Origin of the sequence: Nonomuraea sp. SBT364 (assembly GCF_001083785.1) — a bacterium.
Taxonomy (GTDB): domain Bacteria; phylum Actinomycetota; class Actinomycetes; order Streptosporangiales; family Streptosporangiaceae; genus Nonomuraea.
Genome location: NZ_LAVL01000018.1, coordinates 50,692 through 69,304, shown reverse-complemented (window position 1 = coordinate 69,304; position 18,613 = coordinate 50,692). Strand labels below are relative to the sequence as shown.

The window sequence follows — 18,613 nt, the reverse complement described above, 5'->3', positions numbered from 1 at the left end:
ACTGGATATTCCATACGGTATGGAGAATGCAGAAGTTGTCCGGGACTGGCGCGGGCGCTCCTACCCCGTCGGACCCGTCCCCGCCGATCGCACCCGCATGTTCCGGCACGCCCTCGTGGCCATGGCCGCCATCAGCCCGCTGCAGTACGGCTTCGCCGCCCTGCTGACCGGGGACGCCACCGGGCTGCTGCTCCTGGCCGCCTGCATCGTCTTCCAGGCCGCCGGCGCCCTCCCGGCCCTCCACCTCGTCCGCCGCGGCCGCGTATCGGTCCGCGCGGCCCTCACCGCGGGCGCCGCCCTCACGGCCGCGGGCTTCCTGACCGTCGCCCTCACCACCACCCTCACCACCACCCTCACCACCGCCCCGAACGGCGGCGGGACCGGCGCTGAGGTGGCGGGCGGCCTGGGCGCGGGCGGCGCGGGCGCTCTCGTGGGCGGGCCGCTGTTCCTCGCCCTGCTGGGGTACGCGCTGCTCGGCGGGCTGGGGGCGGGGGCCGTCTACGGGGTGTGCAGCGAGGTCGTCTCGTCCTGGTACCCGGACCGGCCCGCCTCCCGGGTCAGCCTGGTGACGGGCGCCTTCGGGTACGGGGCGGTCCCGCTGCTGGTGTGGGCCGGGATCGCGCCGGCCGCGACACCGGTCGCCTTCGGGACGGCGGCCCTCGTCGCCGCCGTGGCCATCGGCGCGGCGGCCCGGCACCTGCGGCTGCCGCCGCGCCACTGGTGGCCCGGCAGCGTCGACCCGCGCGCCCACGCGCTGGACGCGGCGATCCTGCGCCGGACCCCCGGCGCGGTCCGCCAGTTCGGGCTGGCCCAGGCGCTGCGGACCCGGGCGCTGCCGGCGCTCGCCGTCATCCTCGCCTGCGCGGGCGCCGTGTCCGTCTTCGACGTGATCGTGGTGGCCGCCACCGGCTCCTGGGGCGCGCTGGCCCTCCTGGTGGCGCTCAACGGCGCGGGCCGGGCGGTGGCCATGCGCGCCTCGGACGCCTTCGGCCGCCGGGGCGTGCTCGCCGCCGTGCTGACGATCCTCGCCGCGGGCCAGCTCCTGTTGCTGGCCGCCGTCCAGAACGGCACAGCGGCCCCGCTCCTGTGGCTCGGCGCGGTCGCCGCCGGGCTGGGCGGGGGCGCGTTCTACCCGCTGGTGGCGAGCCTCGTACGGGAGTTCTTCGGGGTCGAGAAGGTCGGCGAGATCCAGGCCGTCGTCTACAGCGCCAAGGCCGTGGCCGGGGTGATGGCCGCCTGCCTGGCGCTCGCGGCGCCGGCCGCGCCCGGCGCGGCGCTGCTGACCGCCACCGCGCTCGCCGCCCTCCCGGCCCTGGCCACGCCCAGGTTGCGCACCCCGGGACTCCCCGCGACCATCCCGCTGTGAAAGTGTTGTGATGTTGCTCTCTGTGATGAGACTCACGGCGGGGCGTGCATCCTGCGCAGTATGCTGTAGGCAGTCGACCAAAACCACTATGTTGCGCAGTCTCTGGAGTCCTCATGTTGCTGTCGGATCAGGCCGGTCAGGCGGCGGCCACCAAGATTCCCCGCCCCGCCACGCTCCGGGAGAGCGTGATCGAGGCCATTCAGGAGCTCATCGTCTCCGGCCAGCTCAAGCCCGGCCAGCACCTGGTCGAGAGCGAGCTGGCCGCCCTGCTCGGGGTGTCGCGGCAGCCGGTGCGCGAGGCGCTGCAGCAGCTCAGCGGCGAGGGATGGGTCGACCTGCACCCCGGTCAGGGCGCGTTCGTGCACGTGCCGACGGTGGAGGAGGCCGACCAGCTGCTGGCCGTACGCGCCCTGCTGGAGACCGAGTCCGCCAGGCTGGCGGCGCAGTACGCGGGTGAGGAGGGCGTGCGGCGGCTGCGGGCGCTGTGCGAGCGCGGCATCGCGGCCGTGCGTTCCGACGACGTCGACAGCGCCGTCGCCACCAACTCCGAGCTGCACGCGCTGGTGACCGCGTTGTCGGGCAACAAGGTGCTGGAGGAGCTGGCCAGCCAGGTGGCCCGCCGGGTGCGCTGGTATCACACGCCGGTGGCCCGCCAGCGGGGCATGGCCTCGTGGGAGGAGCACCGGGCGTTGATCGACGCCATCGAGGCGGGCGACGCCGACCGGGCGGCGTCGATCATGCACGAGCACACCGGGCACACCCGCGCCTCCTACATGGAGCAGCGCGAGAACGAGCCGGTGGAGCCCGCGCCGAAGCCGGTGCGCCGCCGGCGCCCACGCGCGACGCCGTCGACCAACTAGGCCCCGCGTTCACGTGAGGACGGCCGCCCGGAAACAGTCCGGGCGGAGGATTCCGCTTGCCCGGGGCCGTCCCGGGCAGCAGATGGAACAGATTGAGAGGTGCATGACGATGAAGAAGACGCTTGTCCGCTTCCTCCTTGGTGATCCCCTGGGTCAGGCCGCCGACGGCCGGGCCATGGGCGTCGGACTGAGCGCGGCGCTCAGGAAGCACTACAGCGCCGACGACGCGGAGCGCTACCTGCGCGACTGGTCCACGGAACACTCCACAGAGCACTCCACAGGCCACTCCCCTGAGCACCCCACGGGCCACTCCCCTGGGCACGACGTGCGGAGGAGCCCCAAAGGCTGAGCCGCGCACGGGAGACGGCTCCCCCGCGCGCGGCCCGTTCAGCGCTCCGCTTCGACGGGCTCCACCTCCTGGGCGGCCTTGGCGTCGCGGGACGACTTGATCAGGCTCAGGACCGTGGTGACGGCCAGGGTGCCGAGGATGACCCCGAGCGACACCAGGATCGGGATCTCCGGAGCCCACGAGACGCCGTCGTGGTGCAGCGCCTCAAGGATGAGTTTCACGCCGATGAAGGCGAGCACCACCGACAGGCCCTTGCTCAGGTAGACCAGCCGGTCGAGCAGGCCGCCGATGAGGAAGAACAGCTGCCGCAGCCCCATGAGGGCGAAGGCGTTGGCGGTGAAGACGAGATACGGCTCCTTGGTGAGCCCGAAGATGGCCGGGATCGAGTCGAGCGCGAACAGCAGGTCGGTGGTGCCGATGGCGACCATGACGATCAGCATCGGCGTCACCATCCTGCGGCCCAGGTGCACGGTGAGCCGGGCGCCGTGGTAGGCGTCGGTGGTGGGCAGCACCCGGCGGACCGTGCGCAGGGCGATGTTCTCGGAGAACTCCGCCTCGTCCTCCTCGTGCCCGATCAGCTTCCAGGCCGTGTAGACGAGGAAGGCGCCGAAGACGTAGAAGAGCCAGTCGAACCTCGTCACCGCCTCGGCGCCGGCGGCGATGAAGGCGCCCCGCATGATCAGGGCCAGCACGATGCCGATGAGCAGCACCTTCTGGCGGTACTGCCGCGGCACCTGGAAGCGGCTCATGATCAGCAGGAAGACGAACAGGTTGTCGACGCTGAGCGAGTACTCGGTGATCCAGCCGGCGAAGAACTCGCCGCCGTGGCCGGGGCCCGACGTCAGCAGCAGCCCGATCCCGAACAGGACGGCCAGGCCCACGTAGAACGACACCCAGCCGACGCACTCCTTGAAGGAGGGCTCGCGCGGGTTGCGTGCGACGAGGTAGAAGTCCAGCGCGAGAATGAGGGCGAAGCCGCCGATCGTGGCGAGCCACACCCAGGCGGGCAGGTTCATCGGCGGGCCCCCTTCCGCGAGCTCCGCGAGTTCCGGGGGCTCCGGGAGGCACGCGAGCTACGCAGCGCTTGGGCGTGCTGAAGGTAGAGGCCGAGCAGCGCCTCGGCCTGCGGGTTGGCCGGGGCGAGGCGGATCAGCCAGTGCGGCATGAGCCGCTCGTGCAGCCAGACGAAGCCGATCGCGAAGCCGAGGCCGACCATGGCCTGGTAGACCAGGAAGCCGGGCACCCCGTCGGCCAGGCCGCCGGTCCCGGCCAGGGTCTCCTGGGCCAGCCTGGACAGCGGGAAGGCCGCCATCCAGTACAGGCCGCACGGCCCGAAGGTGCCGGGCCGGAAGAGGCCGTGGCCGAGCAGCACGCCGTACAGGCCGCCGAAGAGGCCGAGGGTCATGGCGAAGGCCAGGGCCGACAGGGCGGCCAGGCCGGCGGGCACCCCGGCGAACAGGGTCAGCCCACCGGCCATGGCGCCGGCGACGGCTCCGATCGACGCCCCTGGCAGGGCGAGTTCGAGGCTGTGCCGTTCGATCATCAGCCCACGACCACGCCGAAGGCGAACAGGCTGTAGAACAGCATGCCCAGGTAGAAGACGGCGCCGAACCCGATGATCAGGTTGGACCACCACCTCGGCCTGATCGGTTTGGGCAGCATGCGGTTGTTGACCAGGAGCAGCGTCACGCAGTACGCGCCCATCGCGAACGTCGACAGGAACGCCAGCGTGTCCAGGATCCCGCTCGGCCCGTCAGCGGGTCCGAACAGCAGGATCAGGATGCCGAAGATGATCACGCCCCAGAGGAAGCCCGCGTACAGGTGCGACATGCGCAGCTTCTTCGCGCCGGGCACGAAGTTGTACGTCATGTCGGCCTGACCACGCGAGAAGGAGTCGAACAGTCCCAGCGTGGCGTTGAGGCCGATGAGCGCGATGAACCCGAGGAAGATCACGCCGAGCACCGAGCTGCCGGCCGAGGAGACGGCGTCCGCCATGGCGCTCAGCGCCACCTCGCGGTCGTCGCCCTGGATGGCCGTGCGGACGTCCGGGTTCTGGCGCACCGCCGCCTGGGCGATCACCGTGAAGGAGATCGTGACCAGCATGGTGATGCCCCAGAAGAGCAGTAAGGCGTCGAAGGTGACCCAGCGGCGCCAGCCCTTCCACTTGGCCATCTCGGCCGGGTCCTCGGTGTCGAACATGAAGCCGCGCGAGGGCATGGCCTCTTCCTCGCCGGCGTGCCGCAGGCCGTGGACCTTCGGGATGTGCGCGCCCATGCCCGCTCCGGAGGCCCGCAGGTGCAGCGTGTACCACATCTGCTGCATGCCCGACGGCCCGGCGAACGCGCAGGCCCCGACGATGACCGGGAACCACGCGGCCGTCATGGCCTCGGCCGGCAGGTAGCCGATGGAGAACATGCCGGTGATCGTGGTGACCACGTCGCTCCACGAGCCCACCATGGCGGCCACCACCGCGGTGCCGATCACGAGGGCGCCGATGAGCAGCGACAGCACGTTCTCCAGCAGGTTGTAGATCACCTTGGCGAAGCTGAAGATCACTCCGACCAGGACGAGCCCCGCTATCGCGGTGATCATCCAGGGGATCCCGCTGATCTCCTCCAGCGCCGCGGCCCCCGCGGACAGGTGACCGGGCCAGATGTAGACGGCCATGGCGACGATGAAGAAGAACCACATGAGCGGCTTGAACACGCGGGCGGCGCCGGAGAAGATGCTCTCCCCCGTCGCCATCGCGTAGCGGGCCATCTCGAGCATGACCACGGCCTGGAGCGTCACGCCGATCAGGAACAACCATCTGATCTCCGGCCCGAACAGCAGCACGAGCCGGGGCCACATGTACGACTCGCCCATCCCCACGCCCAGAGCCACGAGGAAGACGGTGGGCCCGAGGATGTGCACCGAGGGAGGCGCGTCGGGGAGTTTCCTGATGGGCATCGGCTCCAGCCGGCCCGCTTTCCATACTCGATCGTCCTCGACCGGCGGCGCAGACGTCGCCGGGGGTTTTGATGTGTCCACCTACGGACCTCCTGGGGGGATTTGTTGGTTCTCCTGCGCTGCCCCGAATGCGCCCCCTCGCCTGGCTCTGCTGTGCTCGGCTCTTAGCCCAGCAGGCCGGCTGCCCTGGCCCAGCGGTACTTCGCGCCGAGGACCGCTACGGGCTTTTCGGTCGTGTACGGGTACGCGACCACTCCGTGCTCGAACAGGTACTCGCTGGCCTCCTCAACCTCGGTGTCCCCGGCCAGCGACGCGACGACCGGCTTGACGTTGCCCTTCGCCCGTTCCTCGGCCACCACGCGGGCGACGAGTTCGGCGAAGACCATCGGCGGCGTGACGATCGTGTGCCAGTAGCCCAGGACCAGAGCGTGGATCCGGTCGTCGGCGAGGCCGAGCCGGAGCGTGTTCTCGTAGGTCGAGGGCGGCTCGCCGCCGGTGATGTCGATGGGGTTGCCCGCCGCGCCGAACGGGGGGATGTAGGCGCGGAAGGCCTCGTCCAGGTCGGGCGGGATGTCCATGAGCGTCAGCCCGGCGTCGACGCAGGCGTCCGACAGCAGCACGCCGGAGCCGCCCGCCCCGGTGATGATGACCACGTTCTCGCCCTGGGGCGTCGGCATGATCGGCAGCGACCTGGCGTACTCCAGCATGTCGTTCAGCCCGGGGGCGCGTACCACGCCGGCCTGCCGCAGGATGTCGTCGTAGACCTTGTCGTCGCCGGCCAGCGCGCCGGTGTGGGAGCCGGCGGCGCGCGCGCCCATGGCGGTGCGCCCGGCCTTCAGCACGATGACGGGCTTCTCCTTGACGACCCGGCGGGCGGCCTCGACGAAGCCCCGGCCGTCCTTGAGGTCCTCCAGGTGCATGGCGACGGCGCGGGTGTTGTCGTCCTGCTCGAAGAAGGTGAGCAGGTCGTCCTCGTCCACGTCGGCCTTGTTGCCGACGCCGACGATCGCCGACACGCCCATCTTGGTGGTGCGGCTGAAGCCCAGGATGGCCATGCCGATGCCGCCGCTCTGCGAGGTGAGGGCGACGCCGCCGCGCACGTCGTAGGGGGTGCAGAAGGTCGCGCAGAGGTTCTCCGGCGTGTAGTAGTAGCCGTAGATGTTGGGTCCGAGCATGCGCACGCCGTGCTTGCGGGCGATCTCCACGATCTCCCGCTGGCCCTCGACGTTGCCGGTCTCGGCGAACCCCGAGGGGATCATGATGGCGCCGCCGACGCCCTTGCGCCCGGCCTCCTCCAGCGCGGCTGGCACGAACTTGGCGGGGATCGCGAACACGGCGACGTCCACGTCGTGCGGCACGTCGGAGATGCTCTTGTACGCGGGCAGCCCCATGATGTCGTCGGCCTTGGGGTTGATCGGGAAGATCTGGCCCCGGTAGCCGCCGTTGATGAGGTTGCGCATGACCGAGTTGCCGATCTTGCCGGTCTCGGCGGAGGCGCCGATGACGGCGACCGAGCGCGGCTTGAAGATCCGCGTCATCTGCTCCAGGATGCGCTCGCGGGGCAGCCGGCTGACCTCGGCGGGCGCCTCTCCGATGAGGATGCGCACGTCGGCGGCCACGGCGCCGCGGGCGTCGGCGAAGACCGGGTTGAGGTCGATCTCGGTGATCTCGGGGAAGTCGCTGACCAGCCTGCCGACGCGCTCGATCAGCGCCGCCAGGGCCTCCCGGTTCGCGGGCTCGGCACCACGGGCACCTTTCAGCACTTCCGCCGCTTTGATGTCGTCGAGCATCCCCAGGGCTTCATCACCCGAAACCGGGGCAAGCCGGAAAGTAACATCCTTGAGCACCTCAACCAGGACACCGCCCAGCCCGAACGCGATCACCTTGCCGAACGTGGGGTCGGTGACCGCGCCCACGATGACCTCGAACCCGCCGCCGACGAGCTGCTGCACCTGGACACCGTCGATGCGGGCGCCGGCGTTGTAGGCGAGGGCGTTGGCCATGATGGTCTCGAAGCCGTCGCGTACCTCGTCGGCCGACTTCAGCCCGACCAGCACGCCACCGGCGTCGGTCTTGTGCAGGATGTCCGGCGAGACGATCTTCAGCACCACCGGGAGGCCGATCTCCTCCGCGATCGAGACGGCCTCGGCCGCCGAGGTGGCCAGCCCTTCACCCGGGGTGGCGATGCCGTACGCCTCGCAGATCCCGCGCCCCTCCGGGGCGGTCAGGGCCGTGCGGCCTTCGGCGAGCGCCTTGTCCAGGATGTCCCTGACTGCACTCACTAGATGACTCCGTTCGTCTTCAGCTCGGCCAGTTCCTCGGCGCTCACGCCGAGCGGGCCGTAGATCTCCTGGTTGTGCTCGCCCAGCAGCGGCGGCGTCTTCACGTCGACCGGCGAGTCCGACAGCTGCAGCGGGCTGCCGACGGTCACGAACTCGCCGCGCTCCGGATGGTCGACCGCGACGACGATGCCCTCCTCGCGCAGGCTCTCGTCCTCGACCAGCTCCTTGGTGGACAGGATCGGGCCGCACGGGATGTTCTCGGCGTTGAGCCGGTCCAGCACCGTCCACTTGTCGTGGCGGATCGTCCACTCCTCGATGAGCTGGAACATCTTGTCCAGCTTGGACAGCCGGGCCTCCGGCGTCGCCCACTCGGGGTCCTCGGCCAGCTCGGGGCGGCCGATGATGGCCGACAGCGGCTTCCAGCCGACCGGCTGGACGATCACGTAGATGTAGTCGTTCGGGCCGCCGGGCGCGCAGCGCACCGCCCAGCCGGGCTGGCCGCCGCCGCTGGCGTTGCCGGAGCGCGGCACCTCGTCGCCGAACGTCTTGTTCGGGTACTCGCGCAGCGGGCCGTGCGCGAGCCGCTGCTGGTCACGCAGCTTGACGCGGGCCAGGTTGAGCACCGCGTGCTGCATGGCGACCTGCACCCGCTGCCCGCGCCCGGACCGCTCGCGCTGGTAGAGGGCGGCCAGGATGCCGGCGACCGCGTGGATGCCGGTGCCCGAGTCGCCGATCTGCGCGCCGGTGGCCAGCGGCGGGCCGTCCTCGAAGCCGGTGGTCGACATCGAGCCGCCCATCGCCTGGGCGATCACCTCGTACGCCTTGAACTTGGCGTAACGGCCGGCGCCGAAGCCCTTGATCGAGGCGTAGACGAGACGCGGGTTGAGCTCCTGGAGCCGGTCCCAGGTGAAACCCATGCGGTCGACCGCGCCGGGGCCGAAGTTCTCCACCAGCACGTCGGCGCCCTTCACCAGCTCGGTGAACAGCTCCTTGCCGCGCTCGCTCTTCATGTTGAGCGTGATGCTGCGCTTGTTGCAGTTGAGCATTGTGAAGTAGAGGCTGTCGACGTCCGGCAGGTCGCGGAGCTGCTGCCGGGTGATGTCGCCGGTCGGGGACTCCAGCTTGACCACGTCGGCGCCCAGCCAGGCGAGCAACTGGGTGGCGGACGGGCCGGACTGGACGTGGGTCATGTCGAGGACGCGGACACCTTCGAGTGCCTTCATGTCAGGACCTGCCCTACTTGTACATGGTCTGGTTCATGGTGCCGGGCGCGTACACGTCGGGGTCGACCCAGACGTTGATCAGCGACGGCTTGCCGGACTCGCGGGCCCGCTCCAGCGCGGGTCGGATCTCGGCCGGGTCGCGGACCTCCTCGCCGTAGCCGCCCAGCAGCTTGGCGAACTCGCCGTAGCGGATGTCGCCCAGCGTGTTGCCGATGCGGGCGCGGTCCTCGCCGTACTTGGCGGCCTGGCCGTAGCGGATCTGGTTCATCGAGGAGTTGTTGCCGATGACGCCGATGAACGGCAGGTCGAAGCGGACCATCGTCTCGAAGTCCCAGCCGGTGAGGCTGAAGGCGCCGTCGCCGAACAGGCAGAGCACCTCCTTGTCACGCCGGGCCTGCTTGGCGGCCATCGCGAAGGCCATGCCGACGCCGAGCGTGCCGAGCGGTCCCGGGTCCATCCAGTGGCCGGGCGACTTGGGCTGGACGACCTGGCCGGAGAAGGTGACGATGTCGCCGCCGTCGCCGATGTAGATGCTGTCCTCGGTGAGGAACTCGTTGATCTCGTGGACCAGCCGGTAGGGGTCGATCGGCTGGGCGTCGGAGAGCTGGCGGGGCAGGCGCTTGTCGTAGGCGGCCTGCTCGACGGCGCGCAGTTCCTCGATCCACTCCTTGCGCCTGGCGGCCGAGTCGGTGATCCGCCCGCTGGCGGCCTGCGCGGTGGCGGCCAGGATGAGGCCGGCGTCGCCGACGATCCCCAGGTCGATGTCCCGGTTCTTGCCGACGGTGCGGTAGTCGAGGTCGATCTGCACCACCGTCGCCGTCGGTGACAGCCGCTTGCCGTAGCCCATCCGGAAGTCGAACGGGGTGCCGACGATGATGATCAGGTCGGCCTCGGTGAAGGCGTAGCGGCGGCTGAGCTGGAAGCGGTGCGGGTCGCCGGGCGGCAGCGTGCCGCGCGCCGAGCCGTTCATGTAGGCGGGCACGTTGAGCTGGCGGACGAAGTCGATCGCCGAGTCCGTGGCCCGGCAGGTCCACACCTGGCTGCCGAGCAGGATGCACGGCTTCTCGGCGTGGGCCAGCAGGTCGGCCAGCTTCTCGATGGCCTCCGGGTCGCCGGCCTGGCGGGTGGAGGCCCGGTAGTTCTTCGGGATGCGCGCCTTCTCCAGCGGGACCTTCGCGTCCAGGACGTCGCGCGGGATCTCCAGGAACGACGGGCCCGGGGCGCCGTGGTAGCACTCGCGGAAGGCCATCGACACGATGTCGGCCACCCGTTCCGTGCTCGGCACCGTCGCGGCGAACTTGGTGATCGGCGTCATCATGTCGACGTGCGGGAGGTCCTGCAGCGAGCCCATCTTGTGCTGGCTCAGCGCCCCCTGCCCGCCGATCAGCAACATCGGGCTCTCCGCCCGGAACGCGTTGGCCACGCCGGTGACCGCGTCCGTCGTGCCGGGCCCGGCGGTGACCACCGCGCAGCCGGGCTTGCCGGTGATGCGCGCGTAGCCGTCGGCCGCGTGCGCGGCCACCTGCTCGTGGCGCACGTCGATGACCTCGATGCCCTCATCGACGCAGCCGTCGTAGATGTCGATGATGTGGCCGCCGCAGAGCGTGTAGATCACGTCCACGCCTTCGGCCTTGAGCGCCTTGGCTACCAGATGACCGCCAGAGATCGTTTCCGACATCGATGCGTCCCTTTCCAAGCGACTGTCTCCCGCATACTGCATACCGTATGAACGCAATGGTTACCCTCCCGTCACCGGCCTGTCTAGCCCCCTTCGGGCAACTCGATCAGCTCCACCGGCTCTCCGGCCCACCCCGCGGGTACCACGGCCAGGGCATCCGCCATCGCGGCGCCCCACAGAGATCCCGGCCGATCGTGCCCGACGGGCACCGCCCCGCGTCCCGACCGCCGCACCGGGACCAGCCGGGTGTCCCTCGGGTGCGTCCGCACCGTCCCGGCCAGCGCGCTCACCTCCCGCCGCGCCTCCCGGCCGGCCATCGTGCGCAGCATCGGCGCCAGCAGCGTGACGGCCGCCGCCAGCGCCGCGAACGGGTTCCCGGGCAGCCCGACCACCAGCGTCCCGGACGGCATCCGCGCCAGCAGCTGCGGGTGCCCGGGGCGTACGGCGACCCCGTCGACCAGCACCTCGGCGCCGAGGTCGGCGAGCACCGCCCGCAGGTGATCGGCCGGCCCCTTCGACGAGGCCCCGCACACGACCACCACCTCGACCGGCGATCCCCCCGGGGCGAGTGCGGCGCGCAGCGGATCGGGGCCGTCGGGGAGGCGGGCGGTCTCCGCGAGGCGGCCACCGGCCCAGGCGACCAGGCCGGGCAGGAACGGGCCGATGGCGTCGCGCACCCGGCCGGGCTCGGGGAGGCCGTGGCCGACCACCTCGTCGCCGGTCACCAGCACGCGCACCCGGGGCCTGGGCCGTACCGGGAGCGTGTCGTGCCCCAGGGCGGCGGCCAGCCCGAGCACCACCGGCGTGACGAGCGCGCCCGCGCCGAGCACGGCGGCGCCCTCGGCGACGTCCTCGCCCCGCCGCCGCACGTGCCGCCCCGCCTCGACGTGCCCGGCGACCCACAGCGCGCCCCCGGATCCGCCGCCTTCCGGCGGTCGCGGCCGCGTCCCGGAGGAGCCCCCCTCGGGCGGCCGGTCGCCGGAGGGCCCGGCCTGCTCGTACGGGAGGACCGCCGACGTGCCCGCCGGGACCGGGGCGCCGGTGGCGATCTCGACCGCCTCGCCCGGCAGCAGCGTGGCCGGGTACGGCGTGCCGCCGGCCAGGACGTGGGCCACCACGTGCCAGGGCGGCGGGCCGGCGACCGCGTAGCCGTCCATGGCGGCCACGTCGACCCCGGGCACGGGCACCAGGGCCCGTAAGGGGGCGGCGAGCCGGCAGCCGGCGGCCTCGGCGAGAGGCACCGCGACGGGTTCGAGAAGGCGGGCGCAACCTGCGGCGAGCTCCCTGGCGGCACCCCAGGACAGCGCTTCCAGCACGGGTTCCTCACGAAGAACGGTCATGAAGCGGCTCCCTTGACCCCGAATTTTCCATACTGTATACCGAATGCACTGCAGGTCGCATCCATCGGCCGGCGGTGGGCCGGGGGGCCGGACATGATCCGACGCGAGAACGGAGCGCAGCATGAAAGTCGCTGTTCTTGGCGCCGGCGCCATCGGCGCGTACGTGGGCGCCGCCCTCCACAGGGCGGGAGTCGAGGTGCACCTCATCGCCAGAGGTGCGCACCTGGACGCCATACGCAGATCCGGTGTGCGGGTGCTCAGCCCGAGGGGCGATTTCGTCGCCCGTCCCCACGCCACCGACGACCCTCACCAGGTCGGTCCGGTGGACCACGTCTTCCTGGGCCTCAAGGCGAACAGCTACGCCGCCGCGGGCCCCATGATCAAGCCGCTGTTGCACGAGTCGACGGGCATCATCGCCGCGCAGAACGGCATCCCGTGGTGGTACTTCCACGGGCTCAGGGGCCCCCACGAGGGCTACCGCATCCAGAGCGTGGATCCGGGAGGGGCGGTCAGCGCGGCGCTGCCCCTGGAACGGGCCATCGGCTGCGTCGTCTACGCCGCGACCGAGATCGAGGAGCCGGGCGTCATCCGGCACCTGGAGGGCACCCGGTTCTCCATCGGCGAGCCGGACGGCACGCTGACGCGCAGATGCGCGAGCTTCAGCGACGCGGCGGTGGCCGGCGGGCTCAAGTGCCCCGTCGAGCAGGACCTGCGCCGCGACGTGTGGATCAAACTCATGGGCAACATCGCCTTCAACCCGATCAGCGCGCTGGCCAGGGCGACCATGGCGGGGATCTGCCGCCACGACGGCGCCAGGGAGCTGGTGCGGGCCATGATGCGCGAGACGCTGGAGGTGGCCGCGAACGTCGGCTGCGATCCCGGCATCTCCATCGAGCGCCGGCTGCGCGGGGCCGAGAAGGCCGGCGAGCACAAGACGTCCACCCTCCAGGACCTGGAGAAGGGCAAGCCCCTGGAGCTGGACGTGCTGCTCGCGGCGGTGGTCGAGCTGGCCGACCTGACCGGCGCCGAGGTGCCGACGCTGCGTGCGATCCACGCGGTGAGCGACCTCCTGGCCGAGAACCTTGTCCGAGCGGTCTAGCTAGGCATACCGTAGATTGTATACAGAATGGAGGGATCATGAGCTATGACCGCCTGACCCGTCCACTGGTGCGCGAGGACGGCGTGCTGCGCGAGGCCACCTGGGAAGAGGCGCTCACCCGCGCCGCCGAGGGGTTCCGGCGCAACGTCGACAAACACGGCCCCGACAGCTTCGCCATGCTGTCGTGCGCCCGTTCCACCAACGAGATGAACTACGTCGGGCAGAAGTTCACCCGCGTGGTGATCGGCACCAACAACGTGGATTCCTGCAATCGCACCTGCCACGCGCCCAGCGTGGCGGGGCTCTCGGCCGTGTTCGGCAGCGGTGGCGGCACCTCCTCCTATCAGGAGGTCGAGGACACCGATGTGATCGTGATGTGGGGCTCCGCGGCGCGGAACGCCCATCCGATCTTCTTCCAGCACGTGCTGAAGGGCATACACAACGGCGCGCGGATGTTCGCCGTGGACCCGCGCCGCACCGGCACCGCCCAGTGGGCCGACCTGTGGTTAGGGCTGAACGTGGGCACCGACATCCCGCTCGCCCACGCGATCGCCCGCGAGATCATCCATGCCGGGCTGCACAACCAGGAGTTCATCGAGCGGGCCACGACCGGCTTCGAGGAGTTCCGCGAGTGCGTCGAGCCGTGGACGCTCAGCGCCGCCGAGCAGGTCACCGGCGTGCCCGCGCACGCCATCCGCGAACTGGCCCACGCCTACGCCCGCGCCGACCGCGCCCAGATGTGCTGGACCCTAGGCATCACCGAGCACCACAACGCCACCGACAACGTCCGGGCGCTGATCAACCTCTCCCTGCTGACCGGCCACGTCGGCCGCTACGGCTCCGGCCTGTCGCCGCTGCGCGGCCAGAACAACGTGCAGGGCGGCGGCGACATGGGCGCCATCCCCAACCGGCTGCCGGGCTTCCAGGACATCCTCGACCCGTCGATCAGGCAGAAGTTCGAGACGGCCTGGGGGGTCGGCATCCAGCCGCGCTACGGCCACAACCTCACCGAGATGCTGGAGGCGATGGCCGAGGGCGAGGTCACCACCTGCTACCTCATCGGCGAGAACCCGGTGCAGTCCGAGGCCGACTCCCTGGCCTGCATCAAGCGCCTGTCCATGCTCGACCACCTCGTCGTGCAGGACATCTTCCTCACCAAGACCGCCCAGATGGCCGACGTGGTGCTGCCGGCCAGCGCCGCGTGGTGCGAGGCCGACGGCACCTTCACCAACAGCGAGCGCCGGGTGCAGCGGGTGCGCAAGGCCCTCGACCCGCCGGGCGAGGCGCGCGACGACATCTGGATCATGTGTGAGCTGGCCCGCCGCCTGGGCCACGACTGGCACTACGACGGCGCCGAGGAGGTCTGGAACGAGCTGCGCGCCCTGTCCCCCGACCACACCGGGATGACCTACCGGCGGCTGGAGGACCTGCACGGCATCCAGTGGCCGTGCCCGTCGGAGGACTCCGTCGAGCCGCCCTACCTGCACGGGCGGCTGTGGGAGAGCGACCCGGTCAGGCGGGGCACGCCCGCGCCGTTCGCGGTGCTGCGGCACTCGCCGCCGGTCGACCTGCTGGACGAGGAGTACCCGCTCCGGCTGACGACCGGGCGGCGGCTGGACTCCTACAACACCGGCGTGCAGTCGTCCGGGTTCGCCTCGCCGCTGCGGCGGGGCGAGACGATCGAGCTGTCCCCTGAGGACGCCGAGCGGCTCGGGCTGGTCGCCGGTGAAGAGGTGCGGATCAGTTCACGGCGCGGCTCGGTGGTCGCGCCCGTCTTCATCGATCCCGGGCTGCGGCCCGGGCTGGTGTTCATGACGTTCCACTTCCCGGACGAGGTGGACACCAACGCCCTGACCATCGAGGCCACCTGCCCCATCGCGGGCACGGCCGAGTTCAAGGCGGCAGCCGTACGCGTCGAGAAGCTCGTCAAGGCCGGGTGAACAGATGGATCTGAGATTTCGCGATGTGGAGCCGTCCGCCGAGGAGCGCGCCGCCGTCGACGCGCTGCTCGGCCCCCCGGCCACCGGCTGGGAGGGCGGCGCCAGGACGGAGGCCGAGCTGCGTTACGCGGCTCGCTCCGAAACGGCCCGCGACCTGCTGCTGCCCGCCCTGCACGCGGTCAACGACCGGGTCGGGTGGATCAGCGAGGGGGCGCTGGACTACATCTGCCGCCGCCTCACCGTCCCGCCCGCCGAGGCGTACGGGGTGGCGTCGTTCTACTCGCTGCTGTCGCTGAAGCCGCGTCCCGCGCGGGTGCTGCACGTCTGCACCGACCTCGCCTGCCAGGCGCGGGGCGCCGAGGACGTGCGCAAGCGCGTCGAGGAGCGGCTCGGGCCGGCGGGCTCCTCCTGGCAGGCCAGCCCGTGCCTGGGGCTGTGCGAACGCGCCCCGGCCGCCCTCACCATCGAGGCCGGCCTGCCGCCTGCGACCCAGGTGTACGGGCCCTTCCAGGGCGACGAGGTCACCGCGCCGGTGAGCACGAACGGCTCCGGCCCGACCGGCTGGGAGCCGCCCGCCGAGGCCGCCGTGCCGCAGGCCGGGCAGGACGGCCTGGTGCTGCTGAAGCGGATCGGCGTCGTCGACCCGGCCAGCCTGGACGGCTACCGGGCCGCCGGCGGGTACGCGGCGCTGCGGCGGGCCTTCCAGCTCGGGCCGGCCGGGGTGATCCGGGAGGTGCTGGAGTCCGGCCTGGTCGGCAGGGGTGGCGCGGCCTTCCCGACGGGCCGGAAGTGGGACGCCACCGCCCGCCAGCCCGACCACCCGCACTACCTGGTGTGCAACGCCGACGAGAGCGAGCCGGGCACCTTCAAGGATCGCGTGATCATGGAAGGCGACCCGTACGCGCTCATCGAGGCCATGACGATCGCCGCCTACGCCACCGGATGCGCCAAGGGGTACCTCTACATCAGGGGCGAGTATCCCCGGGCGATCCGGCGGCTGGAGCACGCGATGGCCACGGCGCGGGCCCGTGGCCTGCTCGGCGCGGACATCCTGGGCCAGGGCTTCTCCTTCGACATCGAGCTCAGGCGGGGCGCGGGCGCGTACATCTGCGGCGAGGAGACCGCGATCTTCAACTCGATCGAGGGCTTCCGCGGCGAGCCGCGCAGCAAGCCGCCGTTCCCGGTGGAGAAGGGCCTGTTCGGCAAGCCGACCGTGGTCAACAACGTGGAGACGCTGGTCAACGTGCTGCCGATCCTGGAGCACGGCGCCCCGGCGTACGCGTCGATCGGCACCGAGGGCTCGACCGGCACCAAGCTGTTCTGCGTGTCGGGCAGCGTGGACAGGCCGGGCATCTACGAGCTGCCGTTCGGCGCGACGCTGCGCGAGCTGCTCGACCTGGCCGGGCCGGCCGGGACGCTCAAGGCGGTGCTGCTCGGCGGCGCGGCCGGGGCGTTCGTGACGGACCTGGACGTGCCGCTCACGTTCGAGGGCACCCGGGCGGCGGGCGCCACGCTCGGCTCCGGCGTCGTGCTCGTGCTGGACGACACCGTCGATCTCAAGCACATCCTGCTGCGCATCGCCGAGTTCTTCAGGGACGAGTCGTGCGGCCAGTGCGCGCCCTGCCGCGTGGGCACCGTACGGCAGGAGGAGGCCCTGCACCGGCTGTCGGAGCGCGTGGACGAGAGCGACCTGCTCCTGCTGCGCGAGGTCGGCCGGACGATGCGGGACGCCTCGATCTGCGGCCTCGGACAGACCGCATGGAACGCGGTGGAATCGGCCATCGACCGCTTGGGGGTATACAAGTGATCCCGCTCCAGCCGCCCCGGCGGCTCGTCGACGTGCAGATCGACGGCGAGACCGTACGGGTGCCGGAGGGCTCGACGATCCTGGACGCCTGCCACGCGGCGGGCAAGGACGTCCCGACCCTCTGCTACGGCGACACGCTCACCCCCAAGAACGCCTGCCGGGTGTGCGTGGTCGAGGTCGAGGGGTCGCGCACGCTGGCCCCGGCCTGCTCCAGGAAGGTCGAGGCGGGCATGAACGTCGGCACCGACACCGAGCGCGCCCGGCACAGCCGCAAGGTGGTGCTGGAGCTGCTCGGCTCGTCGGTGGACCTGTCGACGACCCCCGAGGCGGCCGGCTGGATCGAGGAGTACGGCGCCGAGCCCGGCAGGTTCGGCGACGACGCGGCCACGGTCGAGCAGCCCGCCAAGGTCGACAACGACCTCTACGTGCGCGACTACAGCAAGTGCATCATGTGCTACAAGTGCGTGGACGCCTGCGGTGACCAGTGGCAGAACTCCTTCGCCATCGCCGTGGCCGGCCGGGGCTTCGACTCGCACATCTCCACCGAGTTCGACGCCCCGCTCACCGACTCGGCCTGCGTCTACTGCGGCAACTGCGTCGAGGTGTGCCCGACCGGGGCGCTGTCGTTCAAGTCGGAGTTCGACATGCGCGCCGCCGGCACCTGGGACGAGTCGCAGCAGACCCGGACGACCACGATCTGCAGTTACTGCGGCGTCGGCTGCAACCTGACCCTGCACGTGCAGGACAACAAGATCGTGAAGGTGACCTCACCGCACGACAACCCGGTCACCAAGGGCAACCTCTGCGTCAAGGGCAGGTTCGGGTACGGGTATGTCTAGGGTCGCCGTCAAGCGCCGCATCCTGCGCATCCGGGACTCGGCCCCGTCGCGCAGGATCGACTCGCTGGCCGCCGAGGAGCCGCTGGAGATCCGGCTCGACGGCACGCCGCTGACCGTCACCATGCGGACCCCGGGCGACGACTTCGACCTGGCCGCCGGGTTCCTGGTCAGCGAGGGCGCCGTCGCCTCGGCCGGCGACATCGCCACCATCCGCTACTGCGCGGGCGCCACCGCCGAGGGCGAGAACACCTACAACGTCCTGGACGTGCGGCTCGCGCCGGGCGTCCAGGCGCCGGCGCCACGCAACTTCTACACCACCTCCTCCTGCGGCGTCTGCGGCAAGGCGTCGCTGGAGGCGGTGCGCACGGTCGCCCGCTGGTCCGCGCGTGACGACTCCGTCCAGCTCGGCCAGGCGACGGTGGCGGCCCTGCCCGGCCGGCTGCGCACGGCCCAGCGGGTCTTCGACCGGACGGGCGGGCTGCACGCGGCCGGCCTGTTCACGGCCGACGGCGAGGCGCTGTGCGTGCGGGAGGACGTGGGCCGGCACAACGCGGTGGACAAACTTCTCGGCTGGGCGCTGCGGGAGGGCCGGCTGCCGCTGCGCTCGACCGTGCTCATGGTGTCCGGCCGGGCCTCCTTCGAGCTGGTGCAGAAGGCGGTCATGGGGGGCATCCCGGTGCTCGCCGCGGTCTCCGCGCCCTCCTCCCTCGCGGTCGAGCTGGCCGCGGAGGAGGGGCTGACGCTCATCGGGTTCCTGCGCGGGGACTCGATGAACGTCTACGCGGGCGAGCGGCGGCTGGACATCACCCCGGGCGCCGGCAACGGCTCTGCCGGCGCGCCAACACCGGGGTGATGAGGGGGATGCCGACGGCGGAGCCTGG

Annotated in this window: 15 protein-coding genes; 8 read left to right on the top strand and 7 right to left on the bottom strand. The window is 71.3% G+C overall.

Features of this window, described 5'->3' with window-relative positions; genetic code table 11:
* The first annotated feature begins 19 nt into the window (after window positions 1–19).
* The 3 genes from ADY59_RS11915 to ADY59_RS11905 all read left to right on the top strand — a co-directional run bounded on the left by ADY59_RS11915 (window position 20) and on the right by ADY59_RS11905 (window position 2,575).
* Window positions 20–1,366, top strand: coding sequence for a hypothetical protein (locus ADY59_RS11915; protein ID WP_156325433.1), 1,347 nt, complete (start codon window positions 20–22; stop codon window positions 1,364–1,366).
* A 113-nt stretch (window positions 1,367–1,479) separates the two neighbouring features.
* Window positions 1,480–2,226 carry a GntR family transcriptional regulator gene (locus tag ADY59_RS11910; protein WP_049561443.1) on the top strand — a complete coding sequence of 249 codons (747 nt, stop codon included), beginning with the start codon at window positions 1,480–1,482 and terminating at the stop codon, window positions 2,224–2,226.
* A gap of 109 nt (window positions 2,227–2,335) precedes the next feature.
* Window positions 2,336–2,575 (top strand): hypothetical protein, encoded by a 240-nt coding sequence (locus tag ADY59_RS11905; RefSeq protein WP_156325432.1) that lies wholly within the window; start codon window positions 2,336–2,338, stop codon window positions 2,573–2,575.
* A gap of 38 nt (window positions 2,576–2,613) precedes the next feature.
* On the opposite strand, the gene ADY59_RS11900 is transcribed toward ADY59_RS11905, so the two are convergent.
* The 7 genes from ADY59_RS11900 to ADY59_RS11870 form a co-directional block, all read right to left on the bottom strand.
* Window positions 2,614–3,591 carry a TerC family protein gene (locus ADY59_RS11900; RefSeq protein ID WP_049561438.1) on the bottom strand — a complete coding sequence of 326 codons (978 nt, stop codon included), beginning with the start codon at window positions 3,589–3,591 and terminating at the stop codon, window positions 2,614–2,616.
* Window positions 3,588–4,118 carry a hypothetical protein gene (locus ADY59_RS11895; RefSeq protein WP_049561436.1) on the bottom strand — a complete coding sequence of 177 codons (531 nt, stop codon included), beginning with the start codon at window positions 4,116–4,118 and terminating at the stop codon, window positions 3,588–3,590. The genes ADY59_RS11900 and ADY59_RS11895 overlap by 4 nt, the downstream gene beginning before the upstream one ends.
* Window positions 4,118–5,524, bottom strand: a complete 1,407-nt coding sequence (locus ADY59_RS11890) for an Nramp family divalent metal transporter (RefSeq protein ID WP_082310039.1) — start codon at window positions 5,522–5,524, stop codon at window positions 4,118–4,120. Before ADY59_RS11890 ends, ADY59_RS11895 begins: the two co-directional genes overlap by 1 nt.
* Window positions 5,525–5,688: 164 nt before the next feature.
* Window positions 5,689–7,806, bottom strand: a complete 2,118-nt coding sequence (locus ADY59_RS11885) for an acetate--CoA ligase family protein (protein ID WP_049561431.1) — start codon at window positions 7,804–7,806, stop codon at window positions 5,689–5,691.
* Entirely contained in the window at window positions 7,806–9,029 is a 1,224-nt protein-coding gene (gene frc / locus ADY59_RS11880; RefSeq protein WP_049561428.1) for a formyl-CoA transferase, read from the bottom strand. The genes ADY59_RS11885 and frc overlap by 1 nt, the downstream gene beginning before the upstream one ends.
* Window positions 9,030–9,042: 13 nt before the next feature.
* On the bottom strand, window positions 9,043–10,707 hold the full coding sequence (locus ADY59_RS11875) for a thiamine pyrophosphate-binding protein (protein WP_049561425.1): 1,665 nt from the start codon (window positions 10,705–10,707) through the stop codon (window positions 9,043–9,045).
* Window positions 10,708–10,790: 83 nt separating this feature from the next.
* Window positions 10,791–12,047, bottom strand: a complete 1,257-nt coding sequence (locus tag ADY59_RS11870) for a molybdopterin molybdotransferase MoeA (protein WP_049561422.1) — start codon at window positions 12,045–12,047, stop codon at window positions 10,791–10,793.
* A 121-nt stretch (window positions 12,048–12,168) separates the two neighbouring features.
* On the opposite strand from ADY59_RS11870, the gene ADY59_RS11865 reads away from it, so the two are divergent.
* From ADY59_RS11865 to fdhD, 5 genes are read left to right on the top strand one after another with little or no spacing between them, the layout of a single operon-like run.
* Window positions 12,169–13,146: a 2-dehydropantoate 2-reductase gene (locus ADY59_RS11865; protein ID WP_049561419.1), complete on the top strand. Its 978-nt coding sequence runs from the start codon at window positions 12,169–12,171 to the stop codon at window positions 13,144–13,146.
* A gap of 38 nt (window positions 13,147–13,184) precedes the next feature.
* The gene (locus ADY59_RS11860; RefSeq protein ID WP_156325431.1) at window positions 13,185–15,086 is read left to right on the top strand and encodes a molybdopterin oxidoreductase family protein; all 1,902 of its coding nucleotides are present in this window, start codon (window positions 13,185–13,187) and stop codon (window positions 15,084–15,086) included.
* A gap of 4 nt (window positions 15,087–15,090) precedes the next feature.
* Window positions 15,091–16,893, top strand: coding sequence for an NAD(P)H-dependent oxidoreductase subunit E (locus tag ADY59_RS11855; protein ID WP_049561417.1), 1,803 nt, complete (start codon window positions 15,091–15,093; stop codon window positions 16,891–16,893).
* Window positions 16,893–17,732: a 2Fe-2S iron-sulfur cluster-binding protein gene (locus tag ADY59_RS11850; RefSeq protein ID WP_231618672.1), complete on the top strand. Its 840-nt coding sequence runs from the start codon at window positions 16,893–16,895 to the stop codon at window positions 17,730–17,732. Before ADY59_RS11855 ends, ADY59_RS11850 begins: the two co-directional genes overlap by 1 nt.
* Window positions 17,725–18,585 (top strand): formate dehydrogenase accessory sulfurtransferase FdhD, encoded by an 861-nt coding sequence (gene fdhD / locus ADY59_RS11845; protein ID WP_049561412.1) that lies wholly within the window; start codon window positions 17,725–17,727, stop codon window positions 18,583–18,585. The genes ADY59_RS11850 and fdhD overlap by 8 nt, the downstream gene beginning before the upstream one ends.
* Window positions 18,586–18,613 lie beyond the last annotated feature (28 nt).

Coding starts and splice junctions, on each gene's coding strand:
- ADY59_RS11915 (WP_156325433.1), top strand. CDS start 20: ATGGAGAATGCAGAAGTTGTCCGGGACTGGCGCGGGCGCTCCTACCCC.
- ADY59_RS11910 (WP_049561443.1), top strand. CDS start 1,480: ATGTTGCTGTCGGATCAGGCCGGTCAGGCGGCGGCCACCAAGATTCCC.
- ADY59_RS11905 (WP_156325432.1), top strand. CDS start 2,336: ATGAAGAAGACGCTTGTCCGCTTCCTCCTTGGTGATCCCCTGGGTCAG.
- ADY59_RS11900 (WP_049561438.1), bottom strand. CDS start 3,591: ATGAACCTGCCCGCCTGGGTGTGGCTCGCCACGATCGGCGGCTTCGCC.
- ADY59_RS11895 (WP_049561436.1), bottom strand. CDS start 4,118: ATGATCGAACGGCACAGCCTCGAACTCGCCCTGCCAGGGGCGTCGATC.
- ADY59_RS11890 (WP_082310039.1), bottom strand. CDS start 5,524: ATGCCCATCAGGAAACTCCCCGACGCGCCTCCCTCGGTGCACATCCTC.
- frc (WP_049561428.1), bottom strand. CDS start 9,029: ATGAAGGCACTCGAAGGTGTCCGCGTCCTCGACATGACCCACGTCCAG.
- ADY59_RS11875 (WP_049561425.1), bottom strand. CDS start 10,707: ATGTCGGAAACGATCTCTGGCGGTCATCTGGTAGCCAAGGCGCTCAAG.
- ADY59_RS11870 (WP_049561422.1), bottom strand. CDS start 12,047: ATGACCGTTCTTCGTGAGGAACCCGTGCTGGAAGCGCTGTCCTGGGGT.
- ADY59_RS11865 (WP_049561419.1), top strand. CDS start 12,169: ATGAAAGTCGCTGTTCTTGGCGCCGGCGCCATCGGCGCGTACGTGGGC.
- ADY59_RS11860 (WP_156325431.1), top strand. CDS start 13,185: ATGAGCTATGACCGCCTGACCCGTCCACTGGTGCGCGAGGACGGCGTG.
- ADY59_RS11855 (WP_049561417.1), top strand. CDS start 15,091: ATGGATCTGAGATTTCGCGATGTGGAGCCGTCCGCCGAGGAGCGCGCC.
- fdhD (WP_049561412.1), top strand. CDS start 17,725: ATGTCTAGGGTCGCCGTCAAGCGCCGCATCCTGCGCATCCGGGACTCG.